This is a genomic window from Micromonospora sp. NPDC049497 (assembly GCF_044465805.1).
Taxonomy (GTDB): domain Bacteria; phylum Actinomycetota; class Actinomycetes; order Mycobacteriales; family Micromonosporaceae; genus Micromonospora.
Map to the genome: position 1 here is coordinate 127,011 of NZ_JBITMC010000001.1, position 22,273 is coordinate 149,283.

Consider the following 22,273-nt stretch of genomic DNA (forward strand, 5'->3'; position numbering starts at 1 on the left):
ATGGCTATCCGTAAGTACAAGCCGACGACGCCGGGCCGTCGTGGCTCGAGCGTCGCCGACTTCGCCGAGATCACCCGGTCCACGCCGGAGAAGTCGCTGCTGGCTCCGCTGCCGAAGAAGGGCGGGCGTAACGCCCACGGCCGGATCACCACGCGGCACCACGGTGGCGGTCACAAGCGCCAGTACCGTCTGATCGACTTCAAGCGGGTCGACAAGGACGGCGTGCCGGCGAAGGTCGCCCACATCGAGTACGACCCGAACCGCACCGCGCGTATCGCGCTGCTGCACTACGCCGACGGCGAGAAGCGGTACATCATCGCGCCGAAGGACCTGAAGCAGGGCGACGCCGTCGAGTCGGGTCCGAGCGCCGACATCAAGCCGGGTAACAACCTGCCGCTGCGCAACATCCCGGTCGGTACCACGATCCACAACGTGGAGCTGCGTCCGGGCGGCGGCGCCAAGCTGGCCCGCTCGGCCGGCGTCGGCATCCAGCTGCTCGGCCGTGAGGGCGCGTACGCGACCCTCCGTATGCCGTCCGGCGAGATCCGGCGGGTCGACGTCCGCTGCCGCGCGAGCATCGGCGAGATCGGCAACGCCGACCAGTCGAACATCAACTGGGGCAAGGCCGGCCGCATGCGCTGGAAGGGCAAGCGCCCGACGGTCCGTGGTGTCGCCATGAACCCGGTCGACCACCCGCACGGTGGTGGTGAGGGTAAGACCTCCGGCGGTCGCCACCCGGTCAACCCGCAGGGTAAGCCCGAGGGCCGCACCCGTCGTAAGGGCCAGCCGAGTGACCGGCTGATCGTCCGCCGCCGCTACGCCACGCGTAAGCGCGGCTGAGGGAGATAAGACATGCCTCGCAGCCTGAAGAAGGGCCCGTTCGTCGACGACCACCTGCTCAAGAAGGTGGAGACGCAGAACGACAAGGGCTCGAAGAACGTCATCAAGACCTGGTCGCGGCGCTCGACGATCATCCCGGAGATGCTGGGTCACACGATCGCCGTGCACGACGGACGCAAGCACGTCCCGGTGTTCGTGACCGAGGCGATGGTCGGGCACAAGCTCGGCGAGTTCGCGCTGACCCGCACGTTCAAGGGTCACGAGAAGGACGACCGGAAGAGCCGTCGGCGCTGACGCCGCGGGCATACGGATAGAGGAACAAGGGGTTACAGCGATGCCAGGAAAGGGCGACGCTCCGGTGCTTCCGGGCGCGCGGGCGGTTGCGCGGCACGTGCGCATCTCGCCGATGAAGGCGCGCCGGGTGGTCAACCTCGTCCGCGGCCTGCCCGCGAAGGAGGCGCTCACGGTGCTGCAGTTCGCGCCGCAGGCTGCGAGCGAGCAGGTGTACAAGGTGCTCGCGAGCGCGATCGCCAACGCGGAGAACAACGAGCGGCTGGACCCTGACGCGCTGCTCGTCAGCGAGGCGTTCGTGGACGAGGGCCCGACCATGAAGCGGTTCCAGCCGCGGGCGCAGGGCCGGGCTTTCCGGATCCGCAAGCGCACGTGCCACATCACCGTCGCGGTCGAGGCGGTGGCTCCGGCCGCGCCGAAGAAGGCGGCGGCGAAGAAGGCGGCCCCGGCGAAGCAGGCCGAGCCGGCTGAGACGCAGAGCAAGACGGAGGGTGCCGAGTAATGGGTCAGAAGGTTCACCCGCACGGGTTCCGGCTCGGCATCTCGACCGACTGGAAGTCCCGCTGGTTCGCGGACAAGCTCTACAAGGACTACATCGGCGAGGATGTCAAGATCCGCCGGATGATGTCCAAGGGCCTCGAGCGCGCCGGGATCTCCAAGGTCGACATCGAGCGCACCCGCGACCGGGTCCGCGTGGACATCCACACCGCCCGGCCGGGCATCGTCATCGGCCGTAAGGGTGCGGAGGCCGACCGGATCCGGGGCGAGCTCGAGAAGCTCACCGGCAAGCAGGTCCAGCTGAACATCATCGAGGTCAAGAACCCCGAGTCGGACGCCCAGCTCGTCGCGCAGGGCGTGGCCGAGCAGCTGTCCAGCCGGGTCAGCTTCCGCCGGGCCATGCGCAAGGCGATGCAGTCCGCGATGAAGAACCCGGTCTGCAAGGGCATCCGGGTCCAGGTCTCGGGCCGTCTCGGCGGCGCCGAGATGAGCCGGACCGAGTTCTACCGCGAGGGCCGGGTTCCGCTGCACACGCTGCGGGCCAACATCGAGTACGGCTTCTTCGAGGCCCGTACCACCTTCGGCCGGATCGGCGTGAAGGTCTGGATCTACAAGGGCGACGCGGTGCCGGGTCGGGAGACCCCGGCCGAGGCTCCGTCGCGCCCGCGCCGTGAGCGCGGCGACCGCCCCGAGCGGCCGCGCCGTGGTCGGTCCGGCTCGTCCGGCACGACCGCCGGCGGCACCGAGGCCGGCCGGGCCGCCGCGACCACCATCGCGCAGCAGGCCGAGACGCCGAGTGGCGAGCCGATCGACAGTGCTGCTGTCGCGTCGGCCGCGGCCGCTCCGGCAGAAAAGCAGCAGGAGGGCTGACAGATGCTGATGCCGCGCAAGCCCCCGAAGGGCTTCCGCAAGCCGCACCACCCGGACCGCAGTGGCGCGTCCAAGGGTGGTAACCGGGTGGTGTTCGGCGAGTTCGGGATCCAGGCTCTCGAGCCGGCGTACGTGACCAACCGCCAGATCGAGTCGGCGCGTATCGCGATGACCCGCCACATCAAGCGTGGTGGCAAGGTCTGGATCACGATCTTCCCGGACCAGGCGCTGACCAAGAAGCCGGCCGAGACCCGGATGGGTTCCGGTAAGGGTTCGCCCGAGTGGTGGGTCGCCAACGTGAAGCCGGGGCGGGTTCTCTTCGAGATGTCCTTCCCCAACGAGCAGATCGCGCGAGAGGCGATGCGTCGCGCGATCCACAAGCTCCCGATGAAGTGCCGCATTGTTACGCGCGAAGTGGGTGAATCCTGATGGCAGCGGGCGTTAAGGCCTCCGAGCTGCGTGAGCTCTCCGAGGAGGAGCTGGTCACGAAGCTGCGCGAGGCCAAGGCGGAGCTGTTCAACCTCCGCGTGCAGGGCGCGACCGGGCAGCTCGACAACAACCGGCGGCTGCAGGTCATCCGTCGGGAGATCGCCCGGATCTACACGATCATGCGTGAGCGCGAGCTGGGGCTCTCGGCCGCGCCGACTGAGGTGACTGCATCATGACCGACGAGAACACCACCGCCACCGTGCGGGCTCGCCGCAAGGTCCGTGAGGGCCTGGTGGTGAGCGACAAGATGGACAAGACCGTCGTGGTCGAGGTCGAGGACCGGGTCAAGCACGCGCTGTACGGCAAGATCATGCGCCGTACGCGCAAGCTGAAGGTGCACGACGAGCAGAACGCCGCCGGCATCGGCGACCGGGTCCTGATCATGGAGACCCGGCCGCTGTCCGCCACGAAGCGTTGGCGGATCGTGGAGATCCAGGAAAAGGCCAAGTAGCGAAGGCTCGAGCTCGCCCGGCGACGGTCGGGCGCAGGTTCCGCCAGGCTCCGGCCGCCTCGTGCGGCCGGAGAACCGGCAGACATAGGAGATAGACGTGATTCAGCAGGAGTCGCGACTGCGCGTCGCCGACAACACGGGTGCCCGGGAGATCCTGTGCATCCGGGTTCTCGGTGGCTCCGGTCGGCGCTACGCGAGCATCGGCGACGTCATCGTGGCCACCGTCAAGGACGCGATCCCGGGTGCCGGTGTGAAGAAGGGCGACGTCGTCAAGGCTGTCGTCGTTCGCACCGCCAAGGAGAAGCGGCGCCCGGACGGGTCGTACATCCGCTTCGACGAGAACGCCGCCGTCATCATCAAGGACGGCGGGGACCCGCGCGGTACCCGTATCTTCGGCCCGGTGGGTCGGGAGCTGCGGGACAAGCGGTTCATGAAGATCATTTCCCTCGCGCCGGAGGTGTTGTGACCGTGAAGGTCAAGAAGGGCGACACGGTCGTCGTCATCGCCGGCAAGGACAAGGGTGCCAAGGGCAAGGTCATCGCGGCCTACCCGCGGCAGGACAAGGTCCTGGTCGAGGGCGTGAACCGGGTCAAGAAGCACACCCGCATCAGCACCACCCAGCGTGGCGCCAAGACCGGTGGCATCGTCACCCAGGAGGCTCCGATCCACGTCTCGAACGTGGCGGTCCTGGACTCCGACGGGAAGCCGACCCGCGTCGGTTACCGGATCGACGAGAACGGCCAGAAGGTCCGCATCGCGCGTAGCACCGGTAAGGACCTGTGATGACCACGGCTACCGAAAAGACCATGCCGCGCCTCAAGGAGCGGTACCGCAACGAGATCGTGAACCAGCTGCGCGAGCAGTACCAGTACGGCAACGCCATGCAGGTGCCGCGGCTGGTCAAGATCGTCGTCAACATGGGTGTCGGCGAGGCCGCCCGGGACGCCAAGCTGATCGACGGCGCCGTCCGGGACCTTGCCACCATCACCGGCCAGAAGCCGCAGGTGCGACGGGCGACCAAGTCCATCGCGCAGTTCAAGCTCCGCGAGGGCATGCCGATCGGCGCGAAGGTCACCCTTCGCGGCGACCGGATGTGGGAGTTCCTGGACCGGCTGCTGTCCATCGCCCTGCCGCGTATCCGCGACTTCCGCGGTCTGGACGGGCGCAAGCTCGACGGGCACGGCAACTACACGTTCGGTCTGACCGAGCAGTCGGTGTTCCACGAGATCGACCAGGACAAGATCGATCGCCAGCGGGGCATGGACATCACGGTGGTCACGACCGCCACGACCGACGACGAGGGCCGGGCGCTGCTCAAGCTCCTGGGCTTCCCGTTCAAGGAGAACTGAGATGGCCAAGAAGGCGCTGATCCTCAAGGCGGCCGCGAAGCCGAAGTTCTCGGTTCGCGCGTACACCCGCTGCCAGCGGTGCGGGCGTCCCAAGGCGGTCTACCGCAAGTTCGGTCTCTGCCGGGTGTGCATCCGGGAGATGGCCCACCGCGGTGAGCTGCCGGGCGTGTCCAAGGCTTCCTGGTAAGGGCGACCGAGTCCCGGCCGCACGGCCGGGACCCCTTGCACCGATCACGTATTGCTCTTCGCCGTAGGCCCGGGGCGACAGGCCCCGGGAACCCCGGCGAGAAAGGCTGACGAGTTTCATGACGATGACCGACCCGATCGCAGACATGCTCACGCGTCTGCGTAACGCCAACCAGGCGTACCACGACCGGGTGACGATGCCCTACTCGAAGATCAAGGCGAACATCGCCGAGGTCCTCAAGGCCGAGGGTTACATCGCCACCTGGTCGGTCGAGGAGCCCGAGGAGGGCGCCGTCGGCAAGCGACTGGTCGTCGAGCTGAAGTACGGCCAGAACCGCGAGCGGAGCCTGGCCGGCATCAAGCGCGTGTCCAAGCCCGGTCTCCGGGTGTACGCCAAGTCGGACGGGCTCCCGCGGGTGCTCGGTGGGCTGGGCGTGGCGATCATTTCGACGTCCCAGGGGCTGCTCACCGACCGGCAGGCCCGCAAGCGGAGCGTTGGCGGGGAAGTCCTCGCCTTCGTCTGGTAACGGGAGACAGGTAGAAATGTCGCGTATTGGACGTAAGTCGATCCCGGTGCCTGCCGGCGTCGACATCACGATCGAGGGCCAGACCGTCAAGGTCAAGGGTCCCAAGGGCGAGCTGTCGCACACCCTTGCCGAGCCGATCAAGGTCGAGCGGGCCGAGGACGGGCAGCTGAACGTCAACCGCCCGAACGACGAGCGCAAGGCCAAGGAACTGCACGGCCTGAGCCGTACCCTGGTCGCCAACATGATCGTCGGCGTCACCGAGGGCTACCGCAAGAGCCTGGAGATCGCCGGTACCGGTTACCGCGTCACGGCCAAGGGCAAGGACCTGGAGTTCGCGCTCGGGTTCTCGCACCCGGTGCTCGTGCCGGCGCCGGAGGGCATCACCTTCACGGTGGAGAAGCCGACCCTGTTCCACGTGGCCGGCATCGACAAGCAGCTCGTCGGTGAGGTAGCCGCCAACATCCGGAAGATCCGCCCGCCGGAGCCCTACAAGGGCAAGGGTGTGAAGTACCAGGGCGAGGTCATCCGCCGTAAGGCTGGAAAGGCAGGTAAGAAGTGAGCGCCACGCTGCTCAAGCGCCGCCGCGGCGTTGCCGCCAAGCGCGCCGTCGGGCGTGCGCGTCGGCACTTCCGGGTCCGCAAGAACATCAGCGGCACCGCCGAGCGTCCCCGCCTGGTCGTCACCCGCTCCCTGCGGCACATCGTCGCCCAGATCGTCGACGACACCAAGGGTCACACCCTGGCGTCGGCGTCGACCCTGGACGCTTCGCTGCGCGGTGCCGAGGGCGACAAGAGCGCCCTGGCCGGCAAGGTCGGTGCGCTGCTCGCCGAGCGGGCCAAGGCCGCCGGCGTCTCCAAGGTCGTCTTCGACCGCGGTGGCAACCGGTACGCGGGGCGAGTCGCCGCGCTGGCCGACGCCGCCCGCGAAGCCGGGCTCGAGTTCTAGAAACCCCGTCACGAGAGATAAGGAAGGCTGCTGATGCCAGGTCAACAGCGCCGTGGCGGCGGGTCCGGTGGCAACGAGGGTGGTCGCCGCGACAACCGCCGTGAGGGCGGCCGCGGAAACGCGCCCGTCGAGAAGACCCCGCACCTCGAGCGGGTCGTCGCGATCAACCGCGTCGCCAAGGTCGTGAAGGGTGGTCGTCGCTTCAGCTTCACCGCCCTGGTGATCGTGGGCGACGGCGACGGCACCGTCGGCGTGGGCTACGGAAAGGCCAAGGAGGTGCCCGCGGCCATCGCCAAGGGTGTCGAGGAGGCCAAGAAGCACTTCTTCAAGGTTCCGCGGATCGGCCAGTCGATCCCGCACCCGGTGACGGGTGAGGACGCGGCCGGTGTGGTGCTGCTCAAGCCGGCCTCGGCCGGTACGGGTGTCATCGCCGGTGGTCCGGTGCGTGCCGTGCTGGAGTGCGCGGGTATCCACGACGTGCTCTCCAAGAGCCTCGGGTCGTCGAACCCGATCAACATCGTGCACGCCACCGTGGCGGCGCTGAAGGGGCTCGAGTCCCCCGAGGCCGTCGCCGCCCGTCGTGGCCTGCCGGTGGAGGACGTCGCGCCGGCCGCCATGCTGGCGTCGCGGGCGGGGGTGGCTTCCTGATGGCTCGCCTGAAGGTCACCCAGCTCCGGTCCGAGATCGGGACCAAGAAGAACCAGCGTGACTCGCTGCGTTCGCTCGGTCTCAAGCGGATCAACGACGTGGTGGTCAAGGAGGACCGTCCGGAGATCCGCGGCATGATCTTCGCGGTCAACCACCTCGTGAAGGTCGAGGAGGTCGAGTAATGACGATCAAGGTCCACCACCTGCGCCCGGCGCCGGGGGCCAAGACCGCCAAGACCCGCGTGGGTCGTGGTGAGGGCTCCAAGGGCAAGACCGCCGGTCGCGGTACCAAGGGCTCGAAGGCCCGTAAGAACATCTCGGCGGCGTTCGAGGGTGGGCAGATGCCCATCCACATGCGCCTGCCGAAGATGAAGGGCTTCAAGAACAAGTTCAAGGTCGTCTTCCAGGTGGTCAACCTGGACCGGCTCGCCGAGCTCTTCCCGAACGGCGGCCAGGTCGGCCCGCTGGAGATGGTCGAGGCCGGCGCGGTCCGCAAGGGCCAGCCGATCAAGGTGCTCGGCACCGGCGACCTCGGAGGGGTGGCACTCCAGGTGTCGGCGCACGGTTTCAGCGCGTCGGCCAAGGAGAAGATCACCGCCGCCGGTGGCTCGGTCACCGAGCTGTAAGGCCGTACGTCCGCTCGACGCCCGCCCGGTTCCACCGGGCGGGCGTCGGCGTCTTCGGCGACCTCCGCGGTCGTACGAGCGGCGGCACGGGTGGCGCCGGTGGACGTACGGTGCCGGCCGCCGCGACCGCGTACGCCCGAAGTGGACGGGGTGGCTCGGACGACGGCGCGTGACCGGACCGGCGCCCTGCTGTGACATCGCCCACTGACCGCGATCGCCTCCGTGCGTGGCGGGCCGGGGTAGTGGTATCGGGCTCGGCGGGCCGTTGGTCGACGGGACGCGACTTCCCGGTCGCTGACCGCGTTCACCTGGCACATCGGCCCTCCGGAGGCGGTGTGCGGTCGGGCCGTGCAAGTGGGCGGGGGCTACGGTGGACGTCGACGTGCCGCACCCCAATCACGCTGGCAGACGGGGGTGCGGGCAACCCGTGGCGTGCCAGCCGACGAGACTGTTAAGGTGTCACCTCGGCGGCTTGGTCCTGTCGCCAGTCTGATGGCGCCCCTCGGTTCCTGGTAGCAGAGCCGGGCGGGCCTTCCGCGCAGGAGGATCCAGTTGTTGTCCGCCTTCATCAGTGCGTTCCGTACGCCTGACCTGCGCAAGAAGTTGCTGTTTACGGTAGGCATCATCGCCGTCTACCGGCTCGGTGCCACGCTGCCCAGCCCGGGTGTCTCCTACGGCAACGTGCAGAAGTGCCTGGACACCCTGGAGAACGGTTCCACGGGTGTCCTCAACCTGCTGAACCTGTTCTCCGGCGGCGCCCTGCTGCAGCTCTCGGTCTTCGCGCTGGGCATCATGCCCTACATCACCGCGTCGATCATCCTGCAGCTGCTCACCGTGGTCATTCCCCGGTTGGAGCAGCTCCGCAAGGAGGGCCAGGCCGGCCAGGCGAAGATCACGCAGTACACCCGCTACCTGACCCTCGGGCTCGGTGTCCTCCAGGCGTCGGCGTTCGTGGCGCTGGCCCGCTCCGGGCAGCTCTTCCAGAACCAGTGCGACCAGTTCCCGATCATCCCCACGGGGACCGGCATCCCGGACTGGCTGACGCTGACGATCCTGGTCATGACGATGACCGCCGGCACCGGCGTGGTCATGTGGCTCGGCGAGCTCATCACCGACCGCGGCGTGGGCAACGGCATGTCCGTCCTGATCTTCGCCTCGATCTCCGCCCGGCTCCCTGCCGAGGGCTGGCAGATCAAGCAGACCGGCGGCTGGGGCAAGTTCCTCCTCGTCATCGCGCTGGTCCTGGTCGTCATCACCGCGGTCACCTTCATCGAGCAGGCGCAGCGCCGGATCCCGGTGCAGTACGCCAAGCGGATGATCGGCCGGCGGATGTACGGCGGCACCTCGACCTACATCCCGCTGAAGGTCAACCAGGCGGGTGTCATCCCGGTCATCTTCGGTTCGTCGCTGCTCTACCTGCCGCAGCTGGCGCTCCAGTTCTTCGACCAGAACAACCCGGGCAAGACCCAGGCGTGGATCCAGAACAACCTGGTGGACCCGACCAGCCCGATCTACATCGTGGTCTACTTCCTGCTGATCATCTTCTTCACGTACTTCTACGTCTCGATCACGTTCAACCCGACCGAGGTCGCGGACAACATGAAGAAGTACGGCGGCTTCGTGCCGGGCATCCGCCCCGGCAAGCCGACCGCCGACTACCTCGACTTCATCCTCAGCCGGATCACCCTGCCGGGCGCTCTCTACCTGGGCCTCATCTCGATCCTGCCGAACTTCTTCTTCATCTGGCTGGACAGGCAGCAGTACCTGAACTTCCCGTTCGGCGGCACCGCTGTGCTGATCATGGTTGGCGTCGGCCTGGAGACCACCAAGCAGATCGAGAGCCAACTCATGCAGCGGAACTACGAAGGGTTCCTGCGGTAGATGAGACTCGTTCTGGTTGGCCCGCCGGGCGCGGGTAAGGGCACACAGGCGGAGTTCATCGCCGCGCACCTCGCGGTGCCGAAGATCTCGACCGGTGACATCTTCCGGTCGAACGTCTCGCAGGGCACCCCGCTGGGCGTCGAGGCGAAGCGCTACATGGACGCCGGCGAGCTGGTGCCCGACGAGGTCACCATCAATATGGTCCGGGACCGGCTCGCCGAGCCGGACGCCGGCGACGGCTTCCTCCTCGACGGGTTCCCGCGCACCACGCCGCAGGCCGCCGCGCTGGACAAGCTCCTTGCCGACCTGGGCACCGCCCTGGACCTGGTGCTGGAGCTGGTCGTCGACGACGACGAGGTGATCCGGCGGCTGTCCGGCCGGCGCACCTGCCGGGGCTGCGGGAAGATCTGGCACGTCGAGTTCGACGCGACCACCCGCGAGGGCGTCTGCGACCGCTGCGGAGCCGAGCTCTTCCAGCGCGACGACGACAAGCCGGAGACCATCGCCACCCGCCTGCGCGAGTACGCGGACAAGACCGCGCCGCTGGTGGACTACTACGGCGCCCAGGGCAAGCTGGTCGGCATCGACGCGACGGGGCCGGTGGAGGACGTCACGGTCCGGGCCATCGACGCCCTGCGGTCGTACGGCGGCTGACGCCCCGCCGGGCGGCGGCGGATAGAGTGCGAGGAGCGGGGTACGCGCGACGTGCCCCGCTCCTCGGTTTCGGGAACGAAAGGTAATCCCTCCATGCGCCGTCCCCAGCTGGACATCCAGCTGAAGACCCCTGACCAGATCGAGAAGATGCGCGCCGCCGGTCTCGTGGTCGCCGAGGCGCTGCGTCGGATGCGGGAGGCGGTCGCACCCGGGGTCAGCACCGCCGACCTGGACGCGATCGCCGAGTCGACGATCCGCGAGGCGGGGGCCGTTCCGTCGTTCAAGGGTTACCACGGCTTCCCCGCGTCAATCTGCTCCTCGGTCAACGAGCAGATCGTGCACGCCATCCCCTCGCCCGACCAGGTGCTGCGTGACGGCGACATCATCTCCATCGACTGCGGCGCGATCCTCGACGGTTGGCACGGGGACGCCGCTATCACCGTCGGCGTCGGTGACGTGGACCCGGCGCTGGTGAAGATGACCGAGGTCGCCGAGGACAGCATGTGGGCCGGCATCGCCGCCGCCGCCCGGGGCGCGGCCAGCGGCAAGGGCCGCCTCACCGACATCTCGCACGCGGTCGAGAAGGCGATCCGTGCGGGCGGGCGCTACGGCATCGTCGACGGCTACGGCGGCCACGGCATCGGCACCGAGATGCACCAGGACCCGCACGTGCTCAACCACGGCCGTCCGGGCAAGGGGCCCCGGCTGGTGCCGGGCATGGCGCTCGCCATCGAGCCGATGATCACGATGGGCTCGCCACGGACCGCGGAGCTGGCCGACGGTTGGACGGTGGTGACCCGGGACCGCTCGATGGCGGTGCACGTGGAGCACACGATGGCGCTGCTGCCGGACGGCGTGTGGGTGCTGACCGCCCCGGACGGTGGCCGGGCCCGCCTCGGCGACCTGGTCACCGCCCGCCAGCCCGCCGACTCACCGGCCCACTAGCGCCCCGGCTACCGCCTCCCGTCCCACCTCCTCGATCCGGGAGGGCGGGACGGATGCGCGCTCCTGAGGCGGGTGGTGTGGGGATGGCACCCTGGACGTATGGACGCGCGGGACGGGATGCGGGCCGCCGACGGGGACCGCCAGGTGGTTGCGGACCGGCTCCGGACGGCCGTCGACGAGGGCCGGCTGACCCTGCACGAGTACGACGAGCGCCTCCAACGGGCGTACGCGGCTCGGACGTACGCCGATCTCGACGGCCTGGTGGCCGACCTGCCGACGCCGTCGCCGCCCGGCGGTCGTGCGGGAGAGGTGGTGCCCGCCGGTGCGGACGCCTCGGCGCTCGCCGTGCCCGCCGGCGCGGTGCCGGGCCGGGTGGTGGACGGGACCGGCGGGGCGGTCACGGCGCGGTGGCTCCGTGACGTGTGGGAGCCGTACCTGAAGGCTGTCGGGATCGTCCTGGCCGTGTGGGCGGTGACGTCGGTACTGGCCGGTGAGCCGCTCTGGTTCTGGCCGGCCTGGGTGGCCGGGCCGTGGGGCGCGGTGCTCCTGGCCCGCAGCGTGGCCGGTATCACGTCGGGAAAGCCGCGGCGGTGGGCCGTGGAGGAGGAGCGACGCCGGCGGCGGCGGCGTGCCAAGCGGGCGCGCAAACGGGACCGGAAGGCCGCGAAGCGGGCGGCGGGCGAGGCCTGAGGGCGGCTCAGCGCCGGGGGAGCCGGTCCGCCGGTGCCCGATTTCCGACCCGCGCCGACGGGATCGGCGGTCGGTTTGGCGACGGCGCGCAGGCGGGCGTACACTTTCAGATCGGCGCACAGCGTCCACTCCGGCATGCCCACCCCGCGCTTCGGTGGGAGCCGGAGCCGCGGCTGGCGCGGATTACCTGATCTTGATCAGTCGATCCGTGTAAGACGTTGTGAGCCGTCCGGAGGAACCGACGTCAGGACAGCGGAGGACATGCCGAAAAAAGACGGAGCCATCGAGATCGAGGGCCGGGTCATCGAGCCCCTGCCGAACGCCATGTTCCGGGTGGAGCTCGCGAACGGTCACAAGGTGCTGGCTCACATCAGCGGCAAGATGCGGCAGCACTACATCCGTATCCTGCCGGAGGACCGGGTCGTCGTCGAACTTTCGCCGTACGACCTGACCCGAGGGCGCATCGTCTACCGCTACAAGTAAGCCTGACGACGGCCGGGTGAGTCCCGTGTCCGTCTTCGTCGTCCGGTCGTCGCGGTCGTCGCGTCACCGGGCCAGATGGGAAGTAAGGCAACCGTGAAGGTCAAGCCGAGCGTCAAGCGGATCTGCAACAAGTGCCGGGTGATTCGCCGGCACGGCCGGGTCATGGTCATCTGCACCGACCCGCGCCACAAGCAGCGCCAGGGCTGAACGTCGCGACCGACCGTGCGAACGGTCGGTCGGGCAGGTCCGGGCCGCAGATCCACACAACACAGCACATGCTCGTTCCAGCCGCGAGCGGTACGCAGCGCGTACCCCATCGTGGTTGACCCCCGGTCGGAGGCCGGGGCCCGCTCGGGCAACGACCACTCCCGGTCGCCGGCGCCAACGGCGTCGGAAGGACAGGGACGGTCGGTAGCGGGGTGGAACGGGTCCACACCTCCGCCACACATCACGAGGAGTACGCCCGCACATGGCACGTCTAGCTGGCGTCGACCTCCCCCGCGAAAAGCGGATGGAGATCGCGCTCACCTACATCTTCGGCGTGGGTCGCACCCGCGCCCTGGAGACGCTCACCGCTACCGGCATCTCGCCGGACAAGCGCGTTCGGGACCTCACGGATGAGGAGCTGGTCCAGCTCCGCACCCACATCGAGGGCAACTACAAGGTTGAAGGCGACCTGCGCCGCGAGGTCGCCGCTGACATCCGCCGCAAGGTCGAGATCGGCTGCTACGCCGGCATCCGGCACCGCCGGGGCCTGCCCGTGCGTGGCCAGCGGACCAAGACCAACGCGCGGACCCGCAAGGGCCCGAAGCGGACCGTCGCCGGCAAGAAGAAGCCCGGCAAGAAGTAACTAGGAGCGCACAGACTTATGCCACCGAAGGCTCGTGCCGGAGCCGCCGTCAAGAAGGTCCGGCGCAAGGAACGCAAGAACGTCGCCCACGGGCAGGCGCACATCAAGAGCACCTTCAACAACACCATCGTGTCCATCACGGACCCGACCGGTGCGGTCATCTCCTGGGCGTCTTCCGGCCAGGTTGGCTTCAAGGGCTCCCGCAAGTCGACCCCGTTCGCCGCGCAGCTCGCCGCCGAGGCCGCCGCGCGTCGCGCGATGGAGCACGGCATGCGCAAGGTCGACGTGTTCGTCAAGGGCCCCGGCTCCGGCCGGGAGACCGCCATCCGTTCGCTGCAGGCCGCGGGCCTCGAGGTCGGGCAGATCTCCGACGTCACCCCGCAGCCGCACAACGGGTGCCGTCCGCCGAAGCGTCGCCGGGTCTGAGAGGTTAGAGAGAGATGGCTCGTTACACCGGTGCTGACTGCCGCCGTTGCCGGCGGGAGAAGATGAAGCTGTTCCTCAAGGGCAGCAAGTGCGATGGTCCGAAGTGCCCGTTCGAGTCCCGGCCGTTCCCGCCCGGGCAGCACGGCCGCGGCCGCACGAAGGAGACGGAGTACCTGCTCCAGCTCCGTGAGAAGCAGAAGGCCCGTCGTGTCTACGGCGTGCTGGAGAAGCAGTTCCGCGGCTACTACGAAGAGGCCGTGGGCAAGAAGGCCAAGACCGGCGAGGTTCTCCTGCAGATCCTCGAGTCGCGGCTGGACAACGTGGTCTACCGGGCCGGCTACGCCAGCTCGCGCGACCAGGCCCGCCAGCTGGTCAAGCACGGTCACTTCACGGTGAACGGCAAGAAGGTCGACATCCCGTCGTACCGCGTCAAGGAGCACGACATCATCGAGGTCCGGGGCAAGAGCAAGGAGCTCACCCCGTTCGTGGTGGCGCAGGCTCAGGCCGGTTCGCGTTCGGTGCCGGCCTGGCTCGAGGCGATCCCCAGCCAGATGAAGATCCTCGTGCACTCGCTCCCGGCCCGCCAGGTGATCGACACCCAGGTCCAGGAGCAGCTGATCGTCGAGCTCTACTCCAAGTAAGGGCTCGTTGCGGTGGCTCGCCCCTCGCGGGGCGGGCCACCGGAACAGTTTGTGTCGTGGGCGTCATATAGCGGGCGTCCCGGAAGAGAAGAGAAGAAATGCTCATCAGCCAGCGACCGTCTCTCTCCGAAGAGTCGATCAACGAGACCCGCTCCCGGTTCACCATCGAGCCGCTGGAGCCGGGCTTCGGCTACACCCTGGGCAACTCGCTGCGGCGTACGCTGCTGTCGTCGATCCCGGGTGCGGCGGTCACCTCGATCAAGATCGACGGTGTCCTGCACGAGTTCACCACGATCCCCGGTGTCAAGGAGGACGTGGTCGAACTCGTCATGAACATCAAGGAGCTCTGCGTCAGCTCCGAGCACGACGAGCCGGTCAGCATGTACCTGCGCAAGCAGGGTCCGGGCGACGTGACGGCGGGCGACATCCAGCCGCCGGCCGGCGTCTCGGTGCACAACCCGGACCTCAAGCTCGCCACCCTCAACGGCAAGGGCCGGCTCGACATGGAGCTGACCGTCGAGCGGGGTCGCGGCTACGTGACGGCGGCGCAGAACAAGCAGGCCGGCGCCGAGATCGGCCGGATCCCGGTCGACTCGATCTACTCGCCGGTGCTCAAGGTGACCTACCGCGTCGAGGCGACCCGTGTCGAGCAGCGGACCGACTTCGACCGGCTGATCATCGACGTCGAGACCAAGGCGTCGATGGGCCCGCGTACGGCGCTGGCCTCGGCCGGTTCGACGCTGGTCGAGCTGTTCGGGCTGGCCCGGGAGCTGGACGAGACCGCCGAGGGCATCGACATCGGGCCGTCCCCGCAGGACGCCCAGCTGGCCGCCGACCTGGCGCTGCCGATCGAGGAGCTGGACCTGACCGTCCGCTCCTACAACTGCCTCAAGCGCGAGGGCATCAACTCCGTTGGTGAGCTCATCGGGCGCACCGAGGCCGACCTCCTCGACATCCGCAACTTCGGTCAGAAGTCGATCGACGAGGTCAAGATGAAGCTCGCCGGGATGGGTCTGGGGCTGAAGGACTCGGCCCCGAACTTCGACCCGGCGCACGTCGTGGACGCCTTCGGTGAGGCCGACTACGACAGCGACGACTACCGCGAGACCGAGCAGCTGTAAGCGCGGCTGAGGATTAACGAGGAGCACCGAGAATGCCCACGCCCACCAAGGGTCCCCGCCTCGGCGGCAGCCCGGCGCACGAGCGGCTGATGCTGGCCAACCTTGCCACCGCGCTGTTCCAGCACGGCAAGATCCAGACCACCGAGACCAAGGCCCGGCGGCTGCGTCCGCTCGCGGAGCAGCTCATCACCAAGGCCAAGCGCGGCGACCTCGCCGCACGTCGGCGGGTGCTGGGCGTCGTCAAGGACAAGGACGTGGTCTACGCCCTGTTCGACCAGATCGCCCCGCGGTACTCCAACCGCAACGGCGGCTACACGCGGATCGTGAAGACCGGCCCGCGCAAGGGTGACGCCGCCCCGATGGCGATCATCGAGCTGGTCGAGGAGCTGCAGGTCGCGGCGCCGAAGGCGAACAAGAAGACCGCGGCCCGCAAGGCCGCGCAGCAGGACAAGGTCGAGGCGCTCGCCCCCGAGGACGAGGCCCCGCAGTCGAAGCCGGCGGACGACCAGGACGCCGAGGCGCCCGTCTCGGCCTCCGGCGACACCGCCGCCGCCCGCGAGGACAGCGACGAGGCCAGCGAGAACGACAAGGCCTGAGCCAGGCCACGATCGGGCCCGGCACCCCTTCAGGGGTGCCGGGCCCGACCCGTCAGGAGGTACGAGTGGACGAGCGCACCCGGCTCCGGCTGGACGTCTCCTACGACGGCACGGACTTCTCCGGCTGGGCCGCCCAGCCCACCCGTCGTACGGTCGCCGGGGTGATCGTCCAGACCCTCGACCTGGTGCTCGGGGCGGGGACCGCGACCGGCCTGACCGTGGCCGGGCGTACCGACGCGGGGGTGCACGCCAGCGGGCAGGTGTGCCATGTGGACCTGCCGGCCGCCGTGTGGCGGGAGCACGAGGGGCGGCTGCTGCGCCGGCTGGCCCGGCTGCTCCCGACCGACGTGCGGATCCGGGCGATGGCCGACGTGCCCGCCGACTTCGACGCCCGGTTCTCGGCCACCTTCCGCCGCTACGAGTACCGGGTGACCGACGCCCCCTGGGGCGCCGAGCCGCTGCGCCGGCGCGACACCCTCGCCTGGTCGAAGGCGCTCGACCTGGACGCGCTCAACGCCGCCGCGGCGGGCCTGGTGGGGGAGCGCGACTTCGCCGCGTACTGCCGGCGCAAGGAGAACGCCACCACCCTGCGCGAGGTGACCCGGCTGGACTGGCGGCGCGACCCCGACGGCATCCTCGTCGCCACCGTGCAGGCCGACGCCTTCTGCCAGGCGATGGTGCGCAGCCTCGTCGGCGCGATGCTGGTGGCCGGCGACGGCCGGCGCCCGGTCGACTGGCCGGGCAGCCTGCTCACGCGTCGGGAGCGGTCCAGCGAGGTGACCGTCGCGCCGGCGCACGGGCTGACCCTGGTGGCGGTCGGCTACCCGGACGACCCGGCCGGGTACGCCCGCCGCGCCGAGCTGACCCGCCGGCTGCGCGTACCCGTCGAGGGCTGAGACGACACCGCGGGTGCGGGCCGTCCGGCCCGCACCCGCACCCCCGATGTGTCCTCCTCAGTCGCCGGCGGACTCGCCCTCCTGGGAACCGGTGGCCTCCTCGGTCGGCTGGACGGTCGTCCCGCCTGCCGCGCGACGCTCCAGTACGCCCTGGTTGAGGTGCAGCTCGATCATGTCGAAGAGGACCTCCCGGACGGCGGTGTCGCCGGACCGGATGGTCTCGCCGTCGACGCGGGCCACCAGGGCGTACGCGAGGTAGTGGCCGCGTACCTGCCAGCCGACGCGGGCCGGTGCCGTGCCGATCGCCTCGGTCTCCTCGTCGGCCACCATGCCGCGGAAACGGCCCTGCCGATCGTCGAGGATCTGGCGGATCCGGTCGCGGGCGCGCTCGGCGCTGGCCCGGTCCGTCAGGTTGAACAGGCCCGTGGTGACCAGGTGCTCGCCGTCCGGGGAGCGCAGGGTCGCCCGGACCACCTGGTTGCAGCCCAGCCGGACGAGCAGCTCGGCGACCTCCCCGGTGGCGGCAACCGCGCAGCTGCCGCCGGAGTGCGTCTTGAGCACCCGGTACGGGGCCTCGCCGTCGCCGGGTACGAGCTGCTGGCCGGGGAAGACCTCCTTGGCGGTCAGCGGGGCCTGGTCGGTGTCCCGGGAGTCGAGGTCCTGCCGGTCGGGTTCGGTCGAGCCCGCCGCGGCGGGCTGCTCGGTCGGCGTGGTCCGCGGGTCGGTGTCCCGCTCGTTGACCAGTGCGGCGGCCCCGAGGCCGCAGAGGGCGAGCAGGACCAGCACCGCCGCACCACCGACGACCACCTGCCACATCCGGCCGCCGCCGCTGCGCGCGGGGGGCTCCATCGGTACGGCCGAGGCGTACACGGGGGTGCGGGGCGGCTGCTCCGGGGGCGGGCTGGACACCGGCGCCGGCTCGGCGGGCGGCAGCGCCGTCCGCGTGGTCCGGGGGAGCGACGGCGTGGGGAAGCGGGACGGCGACGGGCCGGCCGGAGGCTGGGGACCGGCGCTGGGCACCGACGGCCCGGACGCGTCGTCCGGGTACTCCAGGAATGCGTCCTCATCGGACTCGTACCGATACACCATGCCGCCCAGAGTAGGGGGCAATGTCCCTTTAGTTGGTAAAAAGGGGAAATTGTGGTGACGGTGGTGACGGTTCGTGCTGACCGCCACCACCCGTGCCGGCCGCCCCCGTGGTGCCTGCGAGAATCGCCGGGTGACCGGCGACCACTACTTCACCGCTGAACCCGCGACCACCGCCCACCCTCGCGAGGTCGAGTTCACCGTCGCCGGCCGCGACTACACGCTCACCTCCTCCGGCGGGGTGTTCTCCGCCACGCGGCTCGACCCGGGCACCGCCGTCCTGCTCCGCAAGGCAGAGCTGCCGTCCGCCGGCACCACCGGCGACCTGCTCGACATCGGCTGCGGCTTCGGACCCATCACCTGCGTGCTCGCGACGTGCGCGCCGTCCGCGACGGTCTGGGCGGTCGACGTCAACGAACGGGCCCGCCAGCTGACCGCCGCCAACGCGGCCCGGATCGACGCGGCCGAGCGGGTGCGCGTGGCCGCGCCGGACGATCTGCCGGCGGACGTCACCTTCGCCCAGATCTGGTCCAACCCGCCGATCCGGATCGGCAAGGAGGAGCTGCACCAGCTGCTGTCGCGCTGGCTGCCCCGACTCGCCCCGGACGGGGTCGCCTGGCTGGTCGTCGCCCGGCACCTCGGCGGCGACTCCCTGCACCGCTGGCTGGTCGACTCCGGCTGGCAGGTCGAGCGCCACTCCAGCCAGAAGGGCTTCCGGGTGCTGCGCGTCACCCGGTAAATGGCTGGGCCGCCCGGCGGCGGCTCGGGCAGGATGCCGGCGTGGGATACGTGGACGTGGCAGGGGTCGGGCACATCCTGCCCGACGGCCGGGAACTCTTCACCGACGTGTCGTTCCGGGTCGGCGAGGGGGCCAAGGTCGCGCTGGTCGGGCCGAACGGCGCCGGCAAGACGACGCTGCTGCGCATGGTGGCCGGTGACCTGGCGGTGAAGACCGGCACGATCGCGCGTACCGGTGGGCTCGGCGTCATGCGCCAGTTCATCGGCATGATCGGCGACGAGTCCACCCTCGCCGACCTCGCGCTCTCGCTCGCCCCACCGGCGCTGCGCGCCGCCGGGCGTCGGCTCGCCGAGACCGAGGCGGCCATGCGGGCGGCCGAGGTGCGCGGCAAGTACAGCACCGCCGCCGGCAAGGCCCAGCTGGCGTACGCGGACGCGCTGGCCGCCTGGGGCGAGACCGGCGGGTACGACGCGGAGGTGCTCTTCGACACCGTCTCCACGATCGTGCTCGGGCTGCCCTGGGACGCCGCGCGGGAACGGCCCGTGCGCACCCTCTCCGGCGGCCAGCAGAAGCGCTTCGCCCTGGAACTGCTGCTGCGCGGCCCCGACGAGGTGCTGCTCCTCGACGAGCCGGACAACTTCCTCGACGTCCCCGGCAAGCGCTGGCTGGAGGCGCGGCTGCGGGAGTCCGGCAAGTCGGTGCTCTACGTCTCGCACGACCGGGAACTGCTGTCGCACACCGCCGACCGGGTCGTCGCCGTCGAGGGCGGCAGCGCCTGGGTGCACCCCGGCGGCTTCGCCAGTTGGCACGCGGCCCGGGTCGCTCGCCACGACCGCCTCGACGAGCTGCGCAAACGGTGGGACGAGGAGCACCAGAAGCTGCGCGAGCTGATGCTGATGTACAAGCAGAAGGCCGCGTACAACTCCGGGATGGCCTCGCGCTACCAGGCCGCGCAGACGCGGCTGCGCAAGTTCGAGGAGGCCGGGCCCCCGCCCGAGCCCCCGAAGGACCAGGACATCCGGATGCAGCTCGCGGGCGGGCGCACCGGCAAGCGCGCCGTGATGTGCGAGCAACTCGAACTCGACAACCTCACCTACCCCTTCAACCTGGAGATCTGGTACGGCGACCGGGTCGCGGTGCTCGGCGCCAACGGGACGGGAAAGTCCCACTTCCTGCGCCTGTTGGCCCGGGGCGGCACCGACCCGGACCCCGCCAACGGGCCGGTCGACGGCGCCGAGAAGCTCGCCCCGGTCAAGCACGACGGGGTGGCCCGGCTCGGTGCCCGCGTCCGCCCCGGTCACTTCTCCCAGACCCACGACCGGCCGGAGCTGATGGACCGGACGCTGGTCGAGATCCTCTGGCGGGGCGACGAACACCGCGCCGGCATGGACCGGCACGCGGCGATGGCGGCGCTGTCCCGGTACGAGCTGGCCGGGCAGGGCGACCAGCGCTTCGGGACCCTCTCCGGCGGGCAGCAGGCGCGGTTCCTCGTACTCCTGCTGGAGCTGTCAGGGGCGACGCTGCTGTTGCTCGACGAACCCACCGACAACCTCGACCTGGCCAGCGCGGAGGCCCTGGAGACGGGCCTCGCGGCCTTCGCCGGGACGGTCGTCGCGGTGACCCACGACCGCTGGTTCACCCGCTCCTTCGACCGTTTCATCCTGTTCGGCGGGGACGGTGAGGTGGTGGAGACCCCCGAGCCGGTCTGGGACGTGCGGTGATCCCCGCCGACCTGCCCGAGCGCCTGTGCGCGGTCGGCGGCGTGGTCGCGGTGGCGCTCGGTGGCAGCCGTGGCCGGGGCGAGCACCGGCCCGACTCCGACTGGGACCTCGGCCTCTACTACCGCGGCCCGCTCGACCTGCCGGCGCTGCGGACGCTCGCGGCGTCGGTCGCCGACGACCCCGACGCCACGGTCGGCGAGCCCGGCGGCTGGGGCCCGTGGGTGGACGGAGGCGGCTGGCTCCGGATCGGCGGAGTCGCCGTCGACTGGATCTACCGCGACCTCGACCGGGTGCACCAGGTCTGGGCCGACTGCCGGGCCGGCCGGTACGAGGTGGGCGTGCAGCCGGGACACCCGCTCGGGTTCTACTCCCACGTGTACGCGGGAGAGGTGGCCCGGTGCCGGATCCTGGCCGACCCGACCGGTGAGCTGACGGCGCTGCGCGCCGAGACGTCGACGTACCCGCCGGAGTTGGCCGCCGCCCTCGCCGCCGGCGGGTGGGAGGTGGACCTCCTGCTCGCGGGCGCCGCCAAGGCGGTCCCGGCGGGCGACAGCGGGTACGTCGCGGGTTGCCTGTTCCGGGTCGTCGGAGTGCTCGTCCAGGTGCTGCATGCCCGCGCCGGACGGTGGCTGCTCAACGAGAAGAGGATGATCGCGTCGGCGGGCCGGCTGCCGGGCGCACCGCCGCAGTTCGCGGACCGCGCGCAGGCGCTGCTCGGCGCGGTCGGCCGCACCCCGCAGGAGTTGGCCGCGACGATGGCCGCCGGGCGGGCGCTCGCGGCCGAGGTGCTCGGCTGACCCGTTCCGCTTCCGCCGGCGGGCATAGGGTGGATCTCGTGACTGAGATGACGTACCGCCGGCTGGGCGACTCCGGGCTCGTGGTGTCCGTGGTCGGCATCGGCTGCAACAACTTCGGCCGGAAGCTCGACCTCGACGGCACCCGGGCGGTGGTCGACGCCGCCCTCGACGCCGGCATCACCTTCTTCGACACCGCCGACATCTACGGCGAACCGCAGGGCGGCTCCGAGGAGCTACTCGGTCAGGCGCTGAAGGGCCGCCGCGACGACGTGGTGGTGGCCACCAAGTTCGGCATGGACATGCACGGCCTCAACGGGCCGGACTTCGGCGCCCGGGGTGCCCGGCGCTACATCGCCCGGGCGGTGGAGGCGTCGCTGCGCCGGCTCGGCACCGACCACATCGACCTGTACCAGATGCACGAGCCCGACCCGGACACCCCGATCGACGAGACCCTCGCCGCCCTGGACGACCTGGTCCGCGCCGGCAAGGTGCGCTACCTGGGCAACTCCAACTTCGCCGGCTGGCAGATCGCCGACGCCGACTGGACCGCGTCGTCCCACGGCCGGACCCGGTTCATCTCCGCGCAGAACCACTACTCGCTGCTGGAGCGGGGCGTGGAGGCCGAGGTCGTCCCGGCCTGCGAGCGCTTCGGCCTCGGCATGCTGCCGTTCTTCCCGCTGGCCAACGGGCTGCTCACCGGCAAGTACCGCCGGGACCAGGCACCGCCCGCCGGCAGCCGCCTCGCCGGTGGCGGCCGGTACGCGGCCCGTCTCGCCGCCGCCGACTGGGACACCATCGAGGCGATCGAGGCGTACGCGAAGGAGCGGGGCCTGTCGATGCTCCAGGTGGCGATCGGCGGGCTGGCCGCCCAGCCGGCCGTGACGTCGGTGATCGCCGGCGCCACCAACCCCGAGCAGGTACGCGCCAACGCGGCAGCCGGTTCCTGGCAGCCCACCGACGAGGACCTGACGGCCCTCCGGGACGTGCTCGACCGGTAGGGGTGTGTGCCGCCGTCCGCCGTCCGCCGT

Annotated in this window: 34 protein-coding genes; 33 read left to right on the top strand and 1 reads right to left on the bottom strand. The window is 70.3% G+C overall.

Features of this window, described 5'->3' with window-relative positions; all coding sequences use genetic code 11:
• From rplB to truA, 29 genes are all read left to right on the top strand, one after another.
• The gene (gene rplB / locus ACIBR0_RS00525; RefSeq protein WP_148793471.1) at positions 1–840 is read left to right on the top strand and encodes a 50S ribosomal protein L2; all 840 of its coding nucleotides are present in this window, start codon (positions 1–3) and stop codon (positions 838–840) included.
• A gap of 12 nt (positions 841–852) precedes the next feature.
• A complete protein-coding gene (gene rpsS / locus ACIBR0_RS00530; protein WP_007073032.1) occupies positions 853–1,134 on the top strand; it encodes a 30S ribosomal protein S19 in 282 nt (93 codons plus the stop codon).
• 40 nt (positions 1,135–1,174) lie between these two features.
• Positions 1,175–1,633: a 50S ribosomal protein L22 gene (rplV, locus tag ACIBR0_RS00535; protein ID WP_120729748.1), complete on the top strand. Its 459-nt coding sequence runs from the start codon at positions 1,175–1,177 to the stop codon at positions 1,631–1,633.
• The gene (gene rpsC, locus ACIBR0_RS00540) at positions 1,633–2,499 is read left to right on the top strand and encodes a 30S ribosomal protein S3 (protein WP_396711815.1); all 867 of its coding nucleotides are present in this window, start codon (positions 1,633–1,635) and stop codon (positions 2,497–2,499) included. Before rplV ends, rpsC begins: the two co-directional genes overlap by 1 nt.
• Before the next feature lie 3 nt (positions 2,500–2,502).
• Positions 2,503–2,928: a 50S ribosomal protein L16 gene (gene rplP / locus ACIBR0_RS00545; protein WP_007465292.1), complete on the top strand. Its 426-nt coding sequence runs from the start codon at positions 2,503–2,505 to the stop codon at positions 2,926–2,928.
• A complete protein-coding gene (rpmC, locus tag ACIBR0_RS00550) occupies positions 2,928–3,164 on the top strand; it encodes a 50S ribosomal protein L29 (protein WP_117665103.1) in 237 nt (78 codons plus the stop codon). Before rplP ends, rpmC begins: the two co-directional genes overlap by 1 nt.
• Complete coding sequence (gene rpsQ / locus ACIBR0_RS00555; protein WP_357030288.1) at positions 3,161–3,439, top strand: 30S ribosomal protein S17; 279 nt, start codon at positions 3,161–3,163, stop codon at positions 3,437–3,439. The genes rpmC and rpsQ overlap by 4 nt, the downstream gene beginning before the upstream one ends.
• Positions 3,440–3,536: 97 nt before the next feature.
• Positions 3,537–3,905 (top strand): 50S ribosomal protein L14, encoded by a 369-nt coding sequence (gene rplN / locus ACIBR0_RS00560; RefSeq protein ID WP_007073026.1) that lies wholly within the window; start codon positions 3,537–3,539, stop codon positions 3,903–3,905.
• On the top strand, positions 3,902–4,222 hold the full coding sequence (gene rplX, locus ACIBR0_RS00565) for a 50S ribosomal protein L24 (RefSeq protein ID WP_357030286.1): 321 nt from the start codon (positions 3,902–3,904) through the stop codon (positions 4,220–4,222). Before rplN ends, rplX begins: the two co-directional genes overlap by 4 nt.
• Positions 4,222–4,788: a 50S ribosomal protein L5 gene (gene rplE, locus ACIBR0_RS00570; RefSeq protein WP_357030284.1), complete on the top strand. Its 567-nt coding sequence runs from the start codon at positions 4,222–4,224 to the stop codon at positions 4,786–4,788. Before rplX ends, rplE begins: the two co-directional genes overlap by 1 nt.
• A 1-nt stretch (position 4,789) precedes the next feature.
• On the top strand, positions 4,790–4,975 hold the full coding sequence (locus ACIBR0_RS00575) for a type Z 30S ribosomal protein S14 (protein ID WP_007073023.1): 186 nt from the start codon (positions 4,790–4,792) through the stop codon (positions 4,973–4,975).
• Positions 4,976–5,093: 118 nt separating this feature from the next.
• Entirely contained in the window at positions 5,094–5,501 is a 408-nt protein-coding gene (gene rpsH / locus ACIBR0_RS00580) for a 30S ribosomal protein S8 (RefSeq protein ID WP_013288624.1), read from the top strand.
• A 16-nt stretch (positions 5,502–5,517) separates the two neighbouring features.
• Positions 5,518–6,060, top strand: a complete 543-nt coding sequence (gene rplF / locus ACIBR0_RS00585) for a 50S ribosomal protein L6 (RefSeq protein WP_357030282.1) — start codon at positions 5,518–5,520, stop codon at positions 6,058–6,060.
• 8 nt (positions 6,061–6,068) lie between these two features.
• Positions 6,069–6,446 (top strand): 50S ribosomal protein L18, encoded by a 378-nt coding sequence (gene rplR, locus ACIBR0_RS00590; protein ID WP_205801978.1) that lies wholly within the window; start codon positions 6,069–6,071, stop codon positions 6,444–6,446.
• A gap of 33 nt (positions 6,447–6,479) precedes the next feature.
• Positions 6,480–7,094: a 30S ribosomal protein S5 gene (gene rpsE / locus ACIBR0_RS00595; protein WP_222956323.1), complete on the top strand. Its 615-nt coding sequence runs from the start codon at positions 6,480–6,482 to the stop codon at positions 7,092–7,094.
• Entirely contained in the window at positions 7,094–7,276 is a 183-nt protein-coding gene (gene rpmD, locus ACIBR0_RS00600) for a 50S ribosomal protein L30 (RefSeq protein ID WP_357030279.1), read from the top strand. The genes rpsE and rpmD overlap by 1 nt, the downstream gene beginning before the upstream one ends.
• The gene (gene rplO / locus ACIBR0_RS00605; RefSeq protein ID WP_357030277.1) at positions 7,276–7,719 is read left to right on the top strand and encodes a 50S ribosomal protein L15; all 444 of its coding nucleotides are present in this window, start codon (positions 7,276–7,278) and stop codon (positions 7,717–7,719) included. Before rpmD ends, rplO begins: the two co-directional genes overlap by 1 nt.
• Positions 7,720–8,271: 552 nt before the next feature.
• Positions 8,272–9,600: a preprotein translocase subunit SecY gene (gene secY, locus ACIBR0_RS00610; RefSeq protein ID WP_357030275.1), complete on the top strand. Its 1,329-nt coding sequence runs from the start codon at positions 8,272–8,274 to the stop codon at positions 9,598–9,600.
• Positions 9,601–10,254, top strand: coding sequence for an adenylate kinase (locus ACIBR0_RS00615; RefSeq protein WP_396711821.1), 654 nt, complete (start codon positions 9,601–9,603; stop codon positions 10,252–10,254).
• Between the two features lie 93 nt (positions 10,255–10,347).
• Positions 10,348–11,199 carry a type I methionyl aminopeptidase gene (gene map / locus ACIBR0_RS00620; protein WP_396711822.1) on the top strand — a complete coding sequence of 284 codons (852 nt, stop codon included), beginning with the start codon at positions 10,348–10,350 and terminating at the stop codon, positions 11,197–11,199.
• A gap of 99 nt (positions 11,200–11,298) precedes the next feature.
• A complete protein-coding gene (locus ACIBR0_RS00625) occupies positions 11,299–11,889 on the top strand; it encodes a DUF1707 domain-containing protein (RefSeq protein ID WP_396711824.1) in 591 nt (196 codons plus the stop codon).
• Between the two features lie 261 nt (positions 11,890–12,150).
• Entirely contained in the window at positions 12,151–12,372 is a 222-nt protein-coding gene (gene infA, locus ACIBR0_RS00630; protein WP_007073013.1) for a translation initiation factor IF-1, read from the top strand.
• Positions 12,373–12,465: 93 nt separating this feature from the next.
• The gene (gene rpmJ / locus ACIBR0_RS00635; protein ID WP_012184307.1) at positions 12,466–12,579 is read left to right on the top strand and encodes a 50S ribosomal protein L36; all 114 of its coding nucleotides are present in this window, start codon (positions 12,466–12,468) and stop codon (positions 12,577–12,579) included.
• A gap of 262 nt (positions 12,580–12,841) precedes the next feature.
• Entirely contained in the window at positions 12,842–13,222 is a 381-nt protein-coding gene (gene rpsM / locus ACIBR0_RS00640) for a 30S ribosomal protein S13 (protein WP_396711826.1), read from the top strand.
• An 18-nt stretch (positions 13,223–13,240) separates the two neighbouring features.
• Positions 13,241–13,648 carry a 30S ribosomal protein S11 gene (rpsK, locus tag ACIBR0_RS00645; protein WP_014440747.1) on the top strand — a complete coding sequence of 136 codons (408 nt, stop codon included), beginning with the start codon at positions 13,241–13,243 and terminating at the stop codon, positions 13,646–13,648.
• Between the two features lie 14 nt (positions 13,649–13,662).
• Positions 13,663–14,289 carry a 30S ribosomal protein S4 gene (rpsD, locus tag ACIBR0_RS00650; RefSeq protein WP_334569332.1) on the top strand — a complete coding sequence of 209 codons (627 nt, stop codon included), beginning with the start codon at positions 13,663–13,665 and terminating at the stop codon, positions 14,287–14,289.
• 98 nt (positions 14,290–14,387) lie between these two features.
• Positions 14,388–15,410 (top strand): DNA-directed RNA polymerase subunit alpha, encoded by a 1,023-nt coding sequence (locus ACIBR0_RS00655; protein WP_357030266.1) that lies wholly within the window; start codon positions 14,388–14,390, stop codon positions 15,408–15,410.
• Positions 15,411–15,442: 32 nt separating this feature from the next.
• Positions 15,443–16,006 (top strand): 50S ribosomal protein L17, encoded by a 564-nt coding sequence (gene rplQ / locus ACIBR0_RS00660; RefSeq protein WP_396711830.1) that lies wholly within the window; start codon positions 15,443–15,445, stop codon positions 16,004–16,006.
• A 65-nt stretch (positions 16,007–16,071) separates the two neighbouring features.
• A complete protein-coding gene (gene truA / locus ACIBR0_RS00665; RefSeq protein WP_396711832.1) occupies positions 16,072–16,902 on the top strand; it encodes a tRNA pseudouridine(38-40) synthase TruA in 831 nt (276 codons plus the stop codon).
• 57 nt (positions 16,903–16,959) lie between these two features.
• On the opposite strand, the gene ACIBR0_RS00670 is transcribed toward truA, so the two are convergent.
• Entirely contained in the window at positions 16,960–17,991 is a 1,032-nt protein-coding gene (locus tag ACIBR0_RS00670) for a hypothetical protein (RefSeq protein ID WP_396711834.1), read from the bottom strand.
• Between the two features lie 130 nt (positions 17,992–18,121).
• Between ACIBR0_RS00670 and ACIBR0_RS00675 the strand changes: the two genes are divergently transcribed.
• Genes ACIBR0_RS00675 through ACIBR0_RS00690 form a run of 4 tightly spaced genes read left to right on the top strand, consistent with a single transcriptional unit; the run spans position 18,122 to position 22,243 of the window.
• Positions 18,122–18,727, top strand: a complete 606-nt coding sequence (locus ACIBR0_RS00675) for a class I SAM-dependent methyltransferase (protein ID WP_396711836.1) — start codon at positions 18,122–18,124, stop codon at positions 18,725–18,727.
• A 41-nt stretch (positions 18,728–18,768) separates the two neighbouring features.
• A complete protein-coding gene (locus ACIBR0_RS00680) occupies positions 18,769–20,448 on the top strand; it encodes an ABC-F family ATP-binding cassette domain-containing protein (RefSeq protein ID WP_396711838.1) in 1,680 nt (559 codons plus the stop codon).
• Positions 20,445–21,245 carry a nucleotidyltransferase domain-containing protein gene (locus tag ACIBR0_RS00685; RefSeq protein WP_396711840.1) on the top strand — a complete coding sequence of 267 codons (801 nt, stop codon included), beginning with the start codon at positions 20,445–20,447 and terminating at the stop codon, positions 21,243–21,245. The genes ACIBR0_RS00680 and ACIBR0_RS00685 overlap by 4 nt, the downstream gene beginning before the upstream one ends.
• A 29-nt stretch (positions 21,246–21,274) precedes the next feature.
• Positions 21,275–22,243 carry an aldo/keto reductase gene (locus ACIBR0_RS00690; protein ID WP_396711842.1) on the top strand — a complete coding sequence of 323 codons (969 nt, stop codon included), beginning with the start codon at positions 21,275–21,277 and terminating at the stop codon, positions 22,241–22,243.
• Positions 22,244–22,273: the final 30 nt, after the last annotated feature.